The 15,053-nt window shown below is 65.7% G+C and carries 14 protein-coding genes; 8 read left to right on the top strand and 6 right to left on the bottom strand.

The window, feature by feature from the left end; genetic code table 11:
- Positions 1-28: 28 nt before the first annotated feature.
- Positions 29-397 carry an endonuclease domain-containing protein gene (locus tag Mspo_RS14645; protein WP_159730983.1) on the top strand — a complete coding sequence of 123 codons (369 nt, stop codon included), beginning with the start codon at positions 29-31 and terminating at the stop codon, positions 395-397.
- On the opposite strand, the gene Mspo_RS14640 is transcribed toward Mspo_RS14645, so the two are convergent.
- Positions 370-1,662, bottom strand: coding sequence for an RsmB/NOP family class I SAM-dependent RNA methyltransferase (locus Mspo_RS14640; protein WP_159730981.1), 1,293 nt, complete (start codon positions 1,660-1,662; stop codon positions 370-372). The two genes, Mspo_RS14645 and Mspo_RS14640, sit on opposite strands and share 28 nt — an antisense overlap.
- 219 nt (positions 1,663-1,881) lie before the next feature.
- On the opposite strand from Mspo_RS14640, the gene Mspo_RS19615 reads away from it, so the two are divergent.
- Entirely contained in the window at positions 1,882-2,025 is a 144-nt protein-coding gene (locus Mspo_RS19615; protein ID WP_201281712.1) for a hypothetical protein, read from the top strand.
- Positions 2,026-2,051: 26 nt separating this feature from the next.
- Here Mspo_RS19615 and Mspo_RS14635 read toward each other — a convergent pair whose 3' ends face one another.
- The 3 genes from Mspo_RS14635 to Mspo_RS14625 form a co-directional block, all read right to left on the bottom strand.
- Complete coding sequence (locus tag Mspo_RS14635) at positions 2,052-2,468, bottom strand: MAPEG family protein (RefSeq protein WP_159730979.1); 417 nt, start codon at positions 2,466-2,468, stop codon at positions 2,052-2,054.
- Between the two features lie 3 nt (positions 2,469-2,471).
- The gene (glpX, locus tag Mspo_RS14630) at positions 2,472-3,467 is read right to left on the bottom strand and encodes a class II fructose-bisphosphatase (protein WP_159730977.1); all 996 of its coding nucleotides are present in this window, start codon (positions 3,465-3,467) and stop codon (positions 2,472-2,474) included.
- 123 nt (positions 3,468-3,590) lie between these two features.
- A complete protein-coding gene (locus tag Mspo_RS14625) occupies positions 3,591-4,898 on the bottom strand; it encodes a homoserine dehydrogenase (RefSeq protein WP_159730975.1) in 1,308 nt (435 codons plus the stop codon).
- A gap of 326 nt (positions 4,899-5,224) precedes the next feature.
- On the opposite strand from Mspo_RS14625, the gene cysS reads away from it, so the two are divergent.
- The 4 genes from cysS to cimA all read left to right on the top strand — a co-directional run bounded on the left by cysS (position 5,225) and on the right by cimA (position 9,017).
- Positions 5,225-6,556 carry a cysteine--tRNA ligase gene (gene cysS, locus Mspo_RS14620; protein ID WP_159730973.1) on the top strand — a complete coding sequence of 444 codons (1,332 nt, stop codon included), beginning with the start codon at positions 5,225-5,227 and terminating at the stop codon, positions 6,554-6,556.
- 231 nt (positions 6,557-6,787) lie between these two features.
- Positions 6,788-6,922, top strand: a complete 135-nt coding sequence (locus Mspo_RS20105) for a hypothetical protein (RefSeq protein WP_256366361.1) — start codon at positions 6,788-6,790, stop codon at positions 6,920-6,922.
- A gap of 2 nt (positions 6,923-6,924) precedes the next feature.
- Positions 6,925-7,428 carry a GNAT family N-acetyltransferase gene (locus tag Mspo_RS14615; RefSeq protein ID WP_159730971.1) on the top strand — a complete coding sequence of 168 codons (504 nt, stop codon included), beginning with the start codon at positions 6,925-6,927 and terminating at the stop codon, positions 7,426-7,428.
- Complete coding sequence (gene cimA / locus Mspo_RS14610) at positions 7,425-9,017, top strand: citramalate synthase (protein ID WP_159730969.1); 1,593 nt, start codon at positions 7,425-7,427, stop codon at positions 9,015-9,017. Before Mspo_RS14615 ends, cimA begins: the two co-directional genes overlap by 4 nt.
- Before the next feature lie 176 nt (positions 9,018-9,193).
- Here cimA and Mspo_RS14605 read toward each other — a convergent pair whose 3' ends face one another.
- On the bottom strand, positions 9,194-9,799 hold the full coding sequence (locus tag Mspo_RS14605; RefSeq protein ID WP_159730967.1) for a TIGR00730 family Rossman fold protein: 606 nt from the start codon (positions 9,797-9,799) through the stop codon (positions 9,194-9,196).
- A 149-nt stretch (positions 9,800-9,948) separates the two neighbouring features.
- Between Mspo_RS14605 and Mspo_RS14600 the strand changes: the two genes are divergently transcribed.
- Positions 9,949-11,865 carry an ABC transporter ATP-binding protein/permease gene (locus tag Mspo_RS14600; RefSeq protein ID WP_159730965.1) on the top strand — a complete coding sequence of 639 codons (1,917 nt, stop codon included), beginning with the start codon at positions 9,949-9,951 and terminating at the stop codon, positions 11,863-11,865.
- 317 nt (positions 11,866-12,182) lie between these two features.
- Here the strand turns inward: Mspo_RS14600 and Mspo_RS14590 are convergent, their stop codons facing one another.
- Positions 12,183-12,392 (bottom strand): type II toxin-antitoxin system VapB family antitoxin, encoded by a 210-nt coding sequence (locus Mspo_RS14590; RefSeq protein ID WP_159731019.1) that lies wholly within the window; start codon positions 12,390-12,392, stop codon positions 12,183-12,185.
- A gap of 91 nt (positions 12,393-12,483) precedes the next feature.
- Between Mspo_RS14590 and uvrB the strand changes: the two genes are divergently transcribed.
- Positions 12,484-15,012, top strand: a complete 2,529-nt coding sequence (gene uvrB / locus Mspo_RS14585) for an excinuclease ABC subunit UvrB (RefSeq protein WP_159730963.1) — start codon at positions 12,484-12,486, stop codon at positions 15,010-15,012.
- The last annotated feature ends 41 nt before the right edge of the window (positions 15,013-15,053 follow it).

Below are 15,053 nucleotides of genomic sequence, written 5' to 3'. Positions count from 1 at the left end.
GAGCGCAGCGAGCCGGAGGGGGCCCCGGATGCGCCAAACACGCTTGATGACCAAGCGCGCACGGAGCCTCAGGCGTGAGCTGACCGACGCCGAACGCAAGCTGTGGTATGCGCTCCGCGCGCATCGTCTCGCTGGTCTGTCCTTCCGCCGACAAGCGCCTTGTGGGCCTTACATCGCCGATTTTCTCTGCGCCGAAGCGCGGCTCGTGATCGAGGTCGATGGAGCGACGCATTCGACAGAGGAAGAAATCGCTTACGATCGACGTCGAGAGGAATGGTTCGCTGCGAATGGCTATCGTGTGCTGCGTCTCGCCAATGACGAAGTCTATCGAAATCTCGACGGTATTTGCGAAACGATACTTTCTTCCGCTCACCCTCTCCTCGACACACAAACATAAAACCCATCCGTCCCCGCCGTTCGCGGCGTCAGCCGGAATCCCGCCCCATGCGTCGAGCCGAAGCGGGCGAGCTCCGGCAGCCCGGCCTTCGCCGCGGCCTCCGCGGCCGGCACGGCGGAGAAATCCGCATGTTCCGCCAGAAAGCGGGCGATCTGGTCCTCGTTCTCGTCGAGGAGCAGCGAGCAGGTGACATAGACGATGCGTCCGCCCGCCTTCACGAAGCGGGGCGCTTTATCCAGCAGCTCGCGCTGTTCGGCGAGGCGCTGCTCGAGCGCGCCGGGAGCGAGGCGCCATTTGGCGTCCGGATGGCGCCGCCAGGTCCCCGTTCCGGTGCAGGGCGCGTCGATCAGCACGAGGCCGCAGCGACCCTCGAGATCGGCGAGAACATCAGCCTGCCCACGCGGGGAGCGCACCTGCACATTGCGCGCGCCGGCCCGCTCGAGGCGAGCATAGATGGGGGCGAGGCGCCGGCCGTCGTCGTCATAGGCGTAGATTTGCCCGCGATTATGCGTCTGCCCGGCGAGCGCCAAAGTCTTGCCGCCGCCGCCGGCGCAAAGGTCGAGAACCTGCTCGCCGGGCTCGGCGGCGCAGAGCAAAGCGGCGAGTTGCGAGCCTTCGTCCTGCGGCTCGACGAGGCCTTTGACATAGGCCGGCTCGGCCGTGAGCGCGGGTCCGCGCCCCTTGGCCGTGGGCGCGATGCGCAGGCCGAGCGGCGAGAGCGGCGTCGGCTCGGGGGTAAGATGCGCGAGGCGGCGAATCGCGTCCTCGCGCGAGGCCTTCAGAATATTCGCGCGCAGATCGACGGGGGCCCGTTCGGCGAGCGCGCGGCCCTCCTCCGCGGCGGCGTCGCCGAAGGCGGCGGCGAAGCGCTCGGCGAGCCATTCCGGATAATCGCCGCGAATATGGGCCGGCGCGCCCTCGAGCGTCGCTGTCGCGAGGCGCTCGCGCTCCTGCGCCGTGAGTGGGGCAGGGGCGTGGCCCTCGCCGGTGAACAGCGCCGCGATGTCCTCCGCGCCGAGGCCGCGCGCCTCGCGCAGCGCGCCGACGACGATCGCGCGCGGCGTCTCCGACCCCATCAGAAACGCCGCCGAGGCGCGCTTTCGCAGCGCGTCGAAGACGAGGCTCGATATGGCCGCGCGGTCCTTGGAGCCGGCGAATCGATGGGAGAGGCCCCAATCCTTGATCGCGTCGGCCGCGGGACGGCGGCGCTCGGCGAGCTCGGCGAGGATTTCTATGGCGGCGGAGACTTGGGCGGCAGGCGTCATGATCGGCTCAGCTTTACGGCCTGCGGGGCCGGCAGGCCAGCGCCGCGCGCCCCTGGGGACCAGATAGAGCGTGGAAAAACAAAAAGCCTCAGAAAATGGCCACAGCCGCGCTCACGGCCACATTCTGGCCTCAATGGCTCCGTTCAACGCATGTTGCGCTGCGGAATCGGCGGCGTTTTCCCATCCTCGTTTTCCCATCCCCCATCGACGGAAGCACCAATGCGCTCTCTTCGTCAGCTCGCCGCCATTCTGCTCGCCCTCTCCCTCGCCGCCTGCGCGGCTCAGTCGCAGCCCGACCCGACCCCGCCGCCGAAGAAGCCGCTCGACGCCAAGACGCAGCTCGAGACCGGCCGCAAATACTAAAGGTTTCGCTTCGCCGCGCCGGAGCGTCAGGAAAGGACGATCCGGGCGGCGAAGATCGCCCACATGAGAACGAGCAGGGCGAAGCCTGCGGCGAAGACGAAAAATCGCCGCGGCACATGATTGCTCGTCACATGAATATAGGCGTGCGCGAAGCGCGTCGCGACAAAGGCCCATTCCAGCGCGACGAGAAGACGATCGGCTTTCTCCGTGACGAGCGCCAGAACGACCAGCGCATAGAAGAGCGTCGGCAGCTCGAACTGGCTGGCGTAGGAATTGGCGAGCTGGACGATCGGGTCCGGCCAGTTCCGATTGAGCGCTATGTCTTTCGGCTTCACCGCGCCGCTGCGCAGAACGCCGATGCGCGTCAGCGCCAGAGCGGTGAGCAATCCGAAGGCGAGAGCCGCCAGGGCGAAGACGGGAATGAGAACGGCTTTCGCGGACATCGCTCAATCCATCCCGAACTTTCCCGTCGCGCGATGCTCGGCGCAGATGCGCCGCACCGTGCCGGTCGAAGAGCGGTAGACGAGCGTCTCCGTCTCGATCGAATCCTTGCCGAACACGACGCCGAAGAGCAGCGGTCCGTCGGTGACGCCAGTCGCGCAGACGACCACATCGCCCGAGGCGAGTTCCTCGAGCTCGTATTTTTTTCGCGGATCGCGCACGCCCATGCCGGCCGCTCGCGAGACTTTCTCGGCGCTGTCGAGAAGGAGGCGGCCCTGCATCTGGCCGCCGACGCAGCGCAGCACGCCCGCCGCCAGCACGCCTTCCGGCGCGCCGCCGGCGCCGAGATACATGTCGACGCCGGTCTCGGTCGGCTGGGCGGTGAAGATGACGCCCGCCACATCGCCGTCGCTGATGAGCCGCACGCGCGCGCCGGCCGCGCGGCATTTGGCGATGAGCTCGGCGTGGCGAGGCCGGTCCAATATGCAGATCGTCACATCCTGCGCGGCGACGCCCTTGGCCGCGGCGAGCGCGGCGATATTGGCGCAGGGCTCATTGTCGAGGTCGACGACGCCTTGCGGATAGCCCGGCCCTATGGCGATCTTGTCCATATAGACATCGGGGGCGTTGAGCAGCGAGCCCGAAGCGGCGATGGCGACGATGGAGATAGCGCCCGGCATGTCCTTGGCGCAGAGCGTCGAGCCCTCGAGCGGGGCGACGGCGAGATCGACGCGCGGGCCGCCGCCCGAGCCCACCTCCTCGCCGATGAACAGCATGGGGGCGGAGTCCCGCTCGCCCTCGCCGATGACGACGCGGCCGCGAATCGCGAGCTTGTCCAATTCGCTGCGCATGGCGTCGACGGCCGCCTGGTCGGCCGCCATTTCGTCGCCGCGCCCGCGCCAGCGCGCCGCCGCCACGGCCGCCCTTTCGGTGACGCGCGCGAGCTCGAGGGTCAGATTGCGATCGAGGGCTTTGTCTGCGGCCGAGGGGGGGCGCGCCATGCCTTTTTCTCCGGCGATGCGCGAGAGTCTTTTCGTGTTTCATTGAAACATGAAAAGACTCTCGCGCTTTGTTTTTAATGCGTTTCCAACGCCGAACCGGCGTCCACTTCGGCTGGAAACGCTCTATTCGCGCTCGATGCGGATGACCTGCGCCGGCTCGGCGATCGTGCCGTCGGCGTAGATGGCGTCGAGCGCCTCGCGCACGAGCCGCTCCGTCGTCGCATGGGTGATGAGAATCACGCCGACCGGCGAGTCGCCGATGCGCCGCGTGGCGCGGCCGCCGTGCTGCATGATGCTCTCCAGCGAGATCTTGCGCTCCGCCATGCGGGTGGCGATGGCCGCGAAGGCGCCGGGCACGTCGGGCACCGCGAGGCGGATGTAATAGCCGCCCTCGTGCAGCGCCGCCGGCGCGCGCTCGAGCTTGCGCAGCGAGGCGCTCGGCAGGCCGAAGGGCGCCGAGCGCACGCCTCTCGCCACATCGGCGATGTCCGCGACGACGGCCGAGGCGGTGGCGTCGCCGCCGGCGCCGGGGCCGACCAGCGTCAGCTCATGCACCGCGTCGGCGTCTATGGTGACGGCGTTGGTGACGCCCATTACTTGGGCGATCGCCGTCGTCTTGCGCACCATAGTGGGGTGCACGCGCTGCTCCACGCCCTGCGCGGTGCGTTGGGCGACGCCGAGCAGCTTGATGCGGAAGCCGAGCTCGCCCGCCGCGTCTATATCGGCCAGAGTGACGCGCTCTATGCCTTCGATCTCGACGGCCTCGGGCGCGATCTTCGCGCCGAAGGCGAGGGAGGCGAGAATCGACAATTTATGCGCCGTGTCGAAACCGCCTATGTCGAAGGTCGGGTCCGCTTCGGCGTAGCCCAGGCGCTGCGCCTCCTTCAGACAGTCCTCGAAGGAGAGGCGCTCGGCCTCCATGCGGGAGAGGATGTAATTGCAGGTGCCGTTGAGAATTCCATAGACGCGCTCGATCGAATTGCCGGCGAGCCCCTCCCGCAGCGTCTTGACGATGGGGATGCCGCCCGCGACCGAGGCCTCGAAGGCGAGCGCGACATGGCGGCTCTCGGCGAGCTCGGCCAGCGCCGAGCCATGGGCGGAGAGCAGCGCCTTATTGGCGGTGACGACGGAGCGGCCCTTGCCCAGCGCCGTCTCGACGCTGGCGCGCGCCGGCCCCTCGGCGCCGCCGATGAGCTCGACGAAAAGGTCTATCGTATCCGAGGCGGCTAGCGCGATCGGGTCCTCATAGAAGGTCGCGCCGGAAAGATCGACGCCGCGGTCCTTGGCGGGATCGCGGGCGGAGACGGCGGTGACGACGATCTCTCGTCCCGTGCGCGCCGAAAGCGCCTGCGCCTGCCGCTGCAAGAGCCGCACGACCGAAGCGCCCACCGTGCCCAAGCCCGCGACGCCGACGCGCAAAATATCCGCCATTTGACCCAGTTCCGGAAATGGAGTTGGCGTCGCGGCGATAGGGCCGCGACGTGGGCTGTTGTGACTTATTCCGGCGGGCGGATCAAGGAAAGCCTCGTTCCGGTGGCGGGCGGGCTCGGCCGTCGCCTTCCCCGGCCTCGAGCTCCTTCGGTCTGCGGCTTGACGGAGGGCGAGGGAGCGCGCATGTTAGCGCCCATGACGAGCACGCTCCGTTTCCGCATTCCTTGTCGGATCATTATCAGCTAGCGCAATCGCTGGCCGGAGCCGTCACGTCTCTCTCAATGACACGCAATGACGCCCCGGGCCGGCAGGCCGAGGGGAAATTCATGTCGTCCGACGCTCCTGTTCTGAAGCTCTACAATACGCTGACGCGCGCCAAGGAGGAGTTCCGCCCCCTCGATCCGGCGAATGTGCGCATGTATGTCTGCGGTCCTACCGTCTATGACCACGCCCATATCGGCAACGCCCGGCCGCTCATCGTCTTCGACGTGCTGTTCCGCCTGCTGCGTCATCTCTATGGCGCGGATCATGTCACTTACGTCCGCAACATCACCGACGTCGACGACAAGATCAACGCCCGCGCCGCCGAGCGCGGAATCTCGATCCGCGAGCTGACCGAGCAGACGAACGCGATCTTCCAGCAGGATGTGAGAGCGCTCGGCTGCCTCGAGCCGAGCGTGCAGCCGCGCGCGACCGAGCATATCGCCGAGATGATCGCCATCATCGAGAAGCTCATCGCCGCCGGCCACGCCTATGCGGCGGACGGCCATGTGCTGTTCGACGTGCCCTCCATGGCGGATTACGGCCGGCTGTCGCGTCGGCCGCTCGACGAGATGATCGCCGGCGCGCGCGTCGATGTCGCGCCCTATAAGCGGGGCGACATGGATTTCGTGCTGTGGAAGCCCTCTAAAGAGGGCGAGCCCGGCTGGGACTCGCCCTGGGGACGCGGCCGGCCCGGCTGGCATCTCGAATGCTCGGCCATGTCCTGGAAGCATCTCGGCGAGGTCTTCGACATTCACGGCGGCGGCGTCGATCTCGTGTTTCCGCATCACGAGAACGAGATCGCGCAGACGCGCTGCGCCTTCGGCCATGAGGTGATGGCGAATTACTGGATGCACAATGGATTTCTCCAGGTCGAGGGCAAAAAAATGTCGAAGAGCCTGGGGAATTTCGTGACGATCCATGAGCTGCTGAAGGACTGGCCTGGAGACGTTCTTCGACTGAATATGCTGAGAACGCATTATCGTCAGCCAATAAATTGGACAAGGGAGGGGCTCGAGCAGAGCGACTCGTTTTTGGACAAATGGCGCTCTGAGGCCGATGGCGTCGCTCCGACCACGGTTTCATCTGACGTGATTGCTGCTCTCACAGATGACCTCAACACGCCTTTGGCGATTTCCCACTTACACAGAATTTCGGACCCAGGAGTGCGGAAAGCTTCACTGCTTCTGATGGGGATCAATGTCGAAAGCAAAGATACGACGCGTCGACGAACAATCGAGGCTGCTGTGGTGGAACAGTTGATCGCAACGCGCCTCGCCGCCCGCGCCGCCAAGAACTGGGCCGAATCCGACCGCATCCGCGACGAGCTCGCGGCGATGGGCGTCGCGCTCAAGGACAATAAGGACGGCACGACGACATGGGAGGTGCGGCGGTGACGCTTCATCCATCTCGAACATTATCCGACCATCACGACGCGCGTCTCCTTCTCCCGCTCTGCGGGAGAAGGTGGCCCCGCGAAGCGGGGTCGGATGAGGGCTCGCTGCGGCGACTGCAAGCGTCGGACAGCGACACGGACCCTCATCCGACCCTCGCTGACGCGAGGGCCACCTTCTCCCATAAATGGGAGAAGGAGACGCGCACGAAGATCACGAGAGGAGGCCACGCCCATGCTTAAGAACGACTGGCGAAGATTTCTGCCCTTTCCGGGGCATTGGGCGTCCTATCTCGTCTTCAAGCTCATCATCCTCGCGCTCGCCGCAGCGCTCGCCTGGCGTGTGCTCGCCGCCTTCGAGATCATCTAGCCATGGCGCGCGCCGCTTCCGTCCCCGGGCTTCGCCCCTTTCTGCCGGCCGACGCGCCTCGGCTCGCGCAATTGTTTCGCGCGAGCGTCGAGACGCTCGCGGCGGAAGATTACGACGAGGATCGGCGCGCCGCCTGGAGCGCCGCGGCGGATGACGAGGCGGCTTTCGAAAAGAAGCTCGCGGGCGCGCTCACCATCGTCGCTTCGCTCGACGGACAGATCGCGGGCTTCGCCAGCCTGAGCGAGAATAGATTTTTCGACATGCTCTATGTGCATCCGCGCGCGGCGCGGCGCGGCGTCGGATCGGCGCTCGCCGACGCCGTCGAAAAGCTCGCCGCCGCGCGTGGGACGCGCGAGATCAGCGTCGACGCGTCCGACGCGGCCCGCGATTTCTTCGCCGCGCGCGGCTATGTCGCCCATCAGCGCAACATGCGCGAGCTGCGCGGCGAATGGCTCGGCAACACCACGATGAAGAAGCAACTCGAGAGCAAGGCTGCAACGCGATGACACGGGAGAGGCTGACGCTCTTCGACACGACGCTGCGCGACGGCGCGCAGACGACCGGCGTCGATTTCTCGCTCGCCGACAAGCGCCAGATCGCCGCTCTGCTCGACGAGCTCGGCCTCGATTATATCGAGGGCGGCTATCCCGGCGCCAACCCGCTCGACACGGATTTCTTCGCCAAGCGCCCGCCCTTGAAGGCGCGTTTCGCCGCCTTCGGCATGACGCGCCGGCAAGGCCGCTCGGCGTCGAACGATCCCGGCGTCGCCGCGCTCCTCGACGCCGATTGCGACTGCGTGACCTTCGTCGCCAAGGCCTGGGACTATCAAGTGCGCGTCGCGCTGCGCTCGACGCTCGAGGACAATCTCGACGGCATCCGCCAATCCGTCGCCGCGGCTGTCGCGCGCGGTAAGGAAGTTCTCGTCGATTGCGAGCATTTCTTCGACGGCTATAAGGATAATCGCGATTATGCTCTTCTCTGCGCCAACGCCGCTCACGAGGCCGGCGCGAGGTGGATCGTGCTCTGCGACACCAATGGCGGCTCGCTGCCGCATGAGGTCGAGCGCATTGTTTCCGAGGTCGCGCGCGTCATTCCGGGCGAGAAGCTCGGCATTCACGCTCACGACGATACGGGGCAGGCGGTCGCCGTCTCGCTCGCCGCGGTGCGCGGCGGCGCGCGGCAGATTCAGGGCGCGCTGAACGGTCTCGGCGAGCGCTGCGGCAACGCCAATCTCACGACGATCATCGGCAATCTTCTGCTCAAGAGCGAATTTTCCGATCGCTTCGAGATCGGCGTGACGCGCGAGAGCCTGACGCATCTGACGCGCGCGAGCCATGCGCTCGACGAATTGCTCAATCGCGCGCCGAACCGCCATGCGCCCTATGTGGGCGCCAGCGCCTTCGCCACCAAGGCGGGCATTCACGCCTCCGCCGTGTTGACCGATCCGCGCACTTACGAGCATGTGCCGCCGGAGAGCGTCGGCAATCAGCGCCGCGTGCTGGTGTCGGATCAGGCGGGCAAGTCCAATATCGTCGCCGAGCTGGAGCGATTGGGAATCTCGCTCGCGAAGGACGATCCGCGCCTCACGCGCCTGCTCGAGGAGGTCAAGGAGAAGGAGGCGCAAGGCTACGCTTATGAGGGCGCCGACGCGTCATTTTTTCTGCTCGCCAAGCGCCTGCTCGGCGAGGTTCCGCATTATTTCGACATCGAGCGCTACAGCGTCGCCGTCGATCGCCGCTTCGGCGCTCTCGGCTCCGAGGACGCGGGCGCGGAGGCGATCGTCAAGCTGCGCATCGACGGACGATCGACGATCTCCGCCGCCGAAGGCAATGGGCCGATCAACGCGCTCGACGTCGCGCTGCGCAAGGACCTCGGCAAATATCAATCCTTCATCGAGGATGTGAAGCTCGTCGACTATCGCGTGCGCGTGTTCCAGGGCGGCACGGATGCGGTGACGCGCGTGCTCGTCGAATGCGCGGACGCCAAGGGCGATATCTGGTCGACCGTCGGCGTCTCGCCCAATGTCGTCGACGCCTCCTTCGAGGCGCTCGTCGACGCCATCGTCTATAAGCTCGTCAGATCGGGCGCGGTCTAGCCGTTCTCCCTTCTCCCGCTCGCGGGAGAAGGTGGCCCGACGAAGTCGGGTCGGATGAGGGCGGTTGCCGCGGCGACGATCTCGGTGATTGTCTCGCGAACCGCGGCAGCCCTCATCCGACCCCGCTTCGCGGGGCCACCTTCTCCCATTTCATGGGAGAAGGAGCGTTGCGCTGTTCAAAAATGCTGCTCTATGGCTTTCTCGTCGCCTTCATGCTCGACGGAGCGCGCCGCGCGCAGCATGGGGATCACATCCTCTATGCGCTCGGCGACCATGTAGCGCACCTCATAGCCCGGCCGGATGAAGCCGGCGTTGTGCATATGGGCGAAGAGCGAGAGCAGCGGCTTCCAGAAGCCGCCTATATCGGCGATGACCAGCGGCTTGCTGTGGCGGCCGAGCTGAATCCATGTCAATTGCTCGGTCAATTCCTCGAGCGTGCCGATGCCGCCCGGCAGCGCCACGAATGCGTCCGACTTCTCGAACATCAGACGTTTGCGCGTATGCATGTCCGGCACGATCTCCAGATCGGTGACGGAGGTGAGCGCGATCTCGCGCTCGTCGAGGAAGCTCGGAATGATGCCGGTGACCTTGCCGCCCTGCGCGAGCGTGGCGTTGGCGACCACGCCCATGAGGCCGCAGGAGCCGCCGCCGAAGACGAGCTCCACGCCCTCGCGCGCGAGCGCCGCGCCGAGCGATTGCGCGGCATGGGCATAGACGGGATCGTCGCCGGAGGAGGAGCCGCAATAGACGCAGACGCGTTCGATTTTTCGAATATCGTTCATTCCCGTTTGATGGCCCGCTCCTGTAGCCGCGTCAAGGCCGAGGGATTTCGCCGGCGTGAGCGGAGCGCTGGTGCGTTCGCACTTCAAACCACTTATATGAAATCCAGATGTCATTGTGGCGCCTCCTTGGGAAGGACTGGACGAGACCGATGCGACAGGTCGACGGGGACGAAGAGCAAGCTTCGGCGCAAGTTTCTGTACATGGCGCGGCGGAAGAATCGGAAAAGCCGCTCGGCCGGGAGTCCGTCGTCGCGACGATTCGCGGCCTCTGGCCCTATATATGGCCTCGAGGCCGGCGCGACCTCGAGCGACGCGTCGTCGTCGCGCTCGCTCTGCTGATCGTCGGAAAATTGGTGAATATGGCCGTTCCCTTCGCCTTCAAATGGGCCGCGGACGGTCTGGCGTCGGGCGCCGCGGTCCCGACGATGCTCGGCGGGGCGGTCGGCTTCACCATTCTCTATGGCGCGCTGCGGGCGGTCTATGCGCTGTTGACGCAGGCGCGCGACGCGCTGTTCGCGGCCGTCGCCATGCATGCGGTGCGGCGGCTCGCCAATCACGTCTTCGTGCATATGCACCAATTGTCGCTGCGGTTCCATATCGGCCGCAAGACCGGCGGCCTGACGCGCGTGCTGGAGCGCGGCCGCGACGGCATAGAGACGCTGACGCGGCTCGTGATGTCGACGGCGGTCCCGACCATCGTCGAATTCGCGCTCGTCGTCGGCGTGCTCGTCGTCCAATTCGACTGGGATTATGCGCTCGTCGCCATGCTGACGATCGCCGCCTTTCTCGTCTACACGCTGATCGCCACCAATTGGCGCATCGCCATTCGCCGCTCGATGAACGAGAGCGACGTCGACGCCAATGTGAAGGCGATCGACAGCCTCCTCAATTATGAGACGGTGAAATATTTCGTCGCCGAGCGGCGCGAGGCGGAGCGTTACGACAAATCCATGGCGGTCTACGAGAACGCCAGCATACGATCCTATATCTCGCTCGCTCTGCTGAACGCCGGACAGGCGGTGATCTACACGATCGGCCTCGCGGTCATCATGCTCATGTGCGTGGAGGGCGTGCGCAGCGGGCGCAACAGCGTCGGCGATTTCGTGCTGGTGAATGCGATGATGATCCAGCTCTATCAGCCGCTCAATTTCATGGGCACGCTCTATCGCGAGACGCGGCAGGCGGTCGTCGACATAGAGAAGATGTTCGCGATTTTGTCGCGGCAGCCGGAGATCGCGGATCGGCCGGGCGCGCCGGACCTCGAGGTTCGGGATGGGCGCATCGTCTTCGACGACGTCGTTTTCGCCTATGACCGCAAGCGGCCGATTCTGCAGGGCGTGAGCTTCACGGCCGAGCCCGGCGCGACGATCGCCATCGTCGGCCCTTCGGGCGCCGGAAAATCGACGATCTCACGCCTGCTGTTCCGCTTCTACGAGCCGCAGGCGGGGCGCATCGCCATAGACGGGCAGGATATTTCCGCGATCACGCAGCGCTCGCTGCGCGAGGCGATCGGCATGGTGCCGCAGGATACGGTGCTGTTCAACGACACCATCGCCTATAACATACGCTATGGCCGCTGGGACGCCGCCATGGAGGAGGTGCGCGAGGCGGCGCGCCTGGCGCAGATCGACAGCTTCATCCGATCCATTCCGGGCGGCTATGACGCGCAGGTCGGCGAGCGCGGGCTCAAGCTCTCGGGCGGCGAGAAGCAACGCGTCGCCATAGCGCGAACGATCCTGAAAGGCCCGCCGCTGCTCATTCTCGACGAGGCGACTTCGGCGCTGGACAGTTTCACCGAGCATGAGATTCAAGAGGCGCTGGCGCGCGTCTCGCGCGGCCGCACCACGATCGTCATCGCGCATCGGCTGTCGACCGTTGTCGACGCCGACGAAATACTCTTTCTGGACCATGGCCGCATCGTCGAGCGGGGCGCGCATTCGGACTTGTTGGCGCAGAATGGCGCCTATGCCGCCATGTGGCGCCGTCAGCGGCAGGCGGACGAGGCCGAGGAAGCGCTGCGGCGCGATCTCGGCGAGGAGCGGGAGGCGGAGGACGCGCCGGCTTGACGCGGCGATTCGAGGCCGATCGCGCCGCTCAAATGTCGATGGTTTTTTGCGGCGTGACGCCCGCGGCTCGCAGCTTGTGGAAATTTTCGGCGGCGCGGATCGCGATCGCCGTTCCACCGAGCTCGACGATCGTCAGCGATGCGAGCATGGGCCGAGCGTTCTGGAAATCGCGGTCGCGGTCGAAACCTTGCAGAACCTCGGTCAGAATCAGATCGCCGATCGCGATCGGCTTCGCTCCAGCAAAAGGTCCAGCCGATCCGTCTGCGGCGTCGCGAGTCCGCGGAAATAGTCGATCCAAACGCTGGAATCGACGAGAATCATACGTCCTTCCGCATTGCGTCGAGATCGCCGCGCCAATCCAGCTTGCCGCGCAGTTTCCTGATTTCCTTTTGTCTTTGCAGACGCAGCAGGGTTCGCAGAGCGAGTTCGACGGTTTCCTTCTTGGTCGCGAGGCCGGTCGCCCGCATCGCATCCTGCATCAGCCGGTCGTCGATCACGATATTGGTGCGCGTGTATAAAATCCTCATTCGATACACATGACATGCCACGGGCGCGCCGCCTACAAGCCCGCGCCGGCGCCGCTTCCATTTGACGCCGTCCGGGGCCATATTCGCGGCCATGGCCTCTCCTCCGAAAAAGCCCAAGAACCCGGCCCGTCCGACGCGCGCCAAGGCCGCCAAGCCCGAGGTGTCGCCGATCGCGCCGCATCTGCAGGCGCTGCTCAATCCTGGGCTCGCCGAGCGTCAGGCCGGTTTCGAGGAGGCGCCGCAGGCCGCCTATGATCCGGGGGCCGTGACCGGCGTCGACGAGGAGCTCGCGGAAAAGCTCGATCTGCGCGGGCCCGGCGGCGTCACCGCGACGATGGAGAGCCTCGAGCAGCTCTTGAAGCTCGGCGATCCCAATCTGCGCGAGAAGAAGCCCTGGACGCCGCACCGCCCGGAGCGGCCGCAGAAGAGCGAGGGCGGCGTCGAATTCGCTCTCGTCTCCGACTATCAGCCGCGCGGCGACCAGCCGCAGGCGATCGACGAGCTCGTCGCCGGCGTGGTCGCCAATGAGCGCGATCAGGTGCTGCTCGGCGTCACCGGCTCCGGCAAGACCTTCACCATGGCGCAGGTGATCGCGCGCACACAGCGGCCGGCGCTGGTGCTCGCGCCCAACAAGACGCTGGCCGCCCAGCTCTATGGCGAGTTCAAGAGCTTCTTTCCGAACAACGCCGTCGAATATTTCGTCTCCTATTACGATTATTATCAGCCCGAGGCCTATGTGCCGCGCACCGACACCTATATCGAGAAGGAATCGTCGGTGAACGAGCAGATCGACCGTATGCGCCACGCCGCGACGCGCGCGTTGCTGGAACGCGACGACGTCATCATCGTCGCCTCCGTCTCCTGCATCTACGGTATCGGCTCGGTCGAGACCTATACGGCGATGACCTTCGGCGTCAGCGTCGGCGAGAAATTGGAGCAGCGCCAGCTCGTCACCGATCTCGTCGCTCTGCAATATCGCCGCATCGGCTCCGATTTCACGCGCGGCACGTTCCGCGTGCGCGGCGACACCGTCGACATCTTCCCGGCCCATTATGAGGACCGCGGCTGGCGCATCTCCTTCTTCGGCGACGAGGTGGAGTCGATTTGCGAATTCGATCCGCTTACGGGAAAGAAGACGCAGGACCTCGAATTCGTGAAGGTCTACGCCAATTCGCATTATGTGACGCCGCGTCCGACGCTGTTGCAATCGATCAAGGCGATCAAGGACGAGCTGCGCGCGCGGCTCGACGAATTGAATCGCGCCGGACGCCTCGTCGAGGCGCAGCGGCTCGAGCAGCGCACGCGCTTCGATCTCGAAATGATGGAGGCCACCGGCTCCTGCGCCGGCATCGAGAATTATTCGCGCTATCTCACTGGGCGCAAGCCGGGAGAGCCGCCGCCGACCTTGTTCGAATATCTGCCCGACAACGCCATCGTCTTCGCCGACGAGAGCCATGTCAGCATTCCGCAGATCGGCGCCATGTACAAGGGCGACTTTCGCCGCAAGGCGACGCTCGCCGAATATGGCTTCCGCCTGCCGTCCTGCATGGACAATCGCCCGTTGCGCTTCGAGGAATGGGACGCGATGCGCCCGCAGTCGATCGCCGTCTCGGCGACGCCGGGCAATTGGGAGCTGGAGCGCACGGGCGGCGTCTTCGTCGAGCAGGTCATCCGCCCGACCGGCCTCATCGATCCTCCGGTGGAGATACGCCCCGCGCGCTCGCAGGTCGACGATCTCTTGGGGGAGGTGAAGGCGGTGAGCGATCTCGGCTATCGCTCGCTCGTCACCGTGCTGACCAAGCGCATGGCGGAGGATCTGACCGAATATCTGCACGAGAATGGCGTGCGCGTGCGCTATATGCATTCGGATATCGATACGATCGAGCGCATAGAGATCATTCGCGATCTGCGCCTCGGCGCCTTCGACGTGCTCGTCGGCATCAATCTGCTGCGCGAAGGTCTGGACATCCCCGAATGCGGCTTCGTCGGCATTCTCGACGCCGATAAGGAAGGCTTTTTGCGTTCCGAGACGTCTTTGGTCCAGACGATCGGCCGCGCCGCGCGCAATGTCGACGGGCGCGTGATCCTCTATGCGGATCATGTCACCGGCTCGATGAAGCGCGCCATGGACGAGACCGATCGCCGCCGCGCCAAGCAGCAGGCCTATAATGCCGAGCACGGCATCACGCCGGCGAGCATAAAGCGCGATATCGCCGATATTCTCGGCTCGCTCGCCGAGCAGGATCATGTCACCGTGGACGCCGGCCTTTCGGAGCTCGCGCCGGGGCACAATATGCAGGCGACGCTCGCCGATCTCGAGAAGCGCATGAAGGCGGCCGCCGCCGATCTCGCCTTCGAGGAGGCGGCGCGCTTGCGCGACGAGATTTCCCGCCTGCAGCGCGCCGAGCTGCTCGCCGAAGCCAATCCGCTGATGCGCCCGCGCGGAAGGGGAGGGGAGCCGGCTTCCATCCCCGGCACGCGCGCCCACAAGCCGACCGACGCCGATATGGGCCCGCATAATTTCGGCGGCGGCGAGGCGCGGCCGTTGTCGCGTCCATCGCCGCGATCCATGGCGGGCAAGGCGGGAACGAAGGTGGTGAAGGGGAAGCTGAACAAATAGCGTGCGAATCTCGACCCGCGAGTCCTTCTCCCACTCGTGGG

This window comes from Methylosinus sp. Ce-a6, assembly GCF_009811655.1.
Lineage (GTDB): Bacteria > Pseudomonadota > Alphaproteobacteria > Rhizobiales > Beijerinckiaceae > Methylosinus.
This window is presented reverse-complemented; position numbering and strand designations above follow the sequence as displayed.

What these genes read in the sequence shown, in the direction of transcription:
- Mspo_RS14645 (WP_159730983.1), top strand. Translation starts at nt 29, where the DNA reads ATGCGCCAAACACGCTTGATGACCAAGCGCGCACGGAGCCTCAGGCGT.
- Mspo_RS14640 (WP_159730981.1), bottom strand. Translation starts at nt 1,662, where the DNA reads ATGACGCCTGCCGCCCAAGTCTCCGCCGCCATAGAAATCCTCGCCGAG.
- Mspo_RS19615 (WP_201281712.1), top strand. Translation starts at nt 1,882, where the DNA reads ATGCGCTCTCTTCGTCAGCTCGCCGCCATTCTGCTCGCCCTCTCCCTC.
- Mspo_RS14635 (WP_159730979.1), bottom strand. Translation starts at nt 2,468, where the DNA reads ATGTCCGCGAAAGCCGTTCTCATTCCCGTCTTCGCCCTGGCGGCTCTC.
- glpX (WP_159730977.1), bottom strand. Translation starts at nt 3,467, where the DNA reads ATGGCGCGCCCCCCCTCGGCCGCAGACAAAGCCCTCGATCGCAATCTG.
- Mspo_RS14625 (WP_159730975.1), bottom strand. Translation starts at nt 4,898, where the DNA reads ATGGCGGATATTTTGCGCGTCGGCGTCGCGGGCTTGGGCACGGTGGGC.
- cysS (WP_159730973.1), top strand. Translation starts at nt 5,225, where the DNA reads ATGTCGTCCGACGCTCCTGTTCTGAAGCTCTACAATACGCTGACGCGC.
- Mspo_RS20105 (WP_256366361.1), top strand. Translation starts at nt 6,788, where the DNA reads ATGCTTAAGAACGACTGGCGAAGATTTCTGCCCTTTCCGGGGCATTGG.
- Mspo_RS14615 (WP_159730971.1), top strand. Translation starts at nt 6,925, where the DNA reads ATGGCGCGCGCCGCTTCCGTCCCCGGGCTTCGCCCCTTTCTGCCGGCC.
- cimA (WP_159730969.1), top strand. Translation starts at nt 7,425, where the DNA reads ATGACACGGGAGAGGCTGACGCTCTTCGACACGACGCTGCGCGACGGC.
- Mspo_RS14605 (WP_159730967.1), bottom strand. Translation starts at nt 9,799, where the DNA reads ATGAACGATATTCGAAAAATCGAACGCGTCTGCGTCTATTGCGGCTCC.
- Mspo_RS14600 (WP_159730965.1), top strand. Translation starts at nt 9,949, where the DNA reads ATGCGACAGGTCGACGGGGACGAAGAGCAAGCTTCGGCGCAAGTTTCT.
- Mspo_RS14590 (WP_159731019.1), bottom strand. Translation starts at nt 12,392, where the DNA reads ATGAGGATTTTATACACGCGCACCAATATCGTGATCGACGACCGGCTG.
- uvrB (WP_159730963.1), top strand. Translation starts at nt 12,484, where the DNA reads ATGGCCTCTCCTCCGAAAAAGCCCAAGAACCCGGCCCGTCCGACGCGC.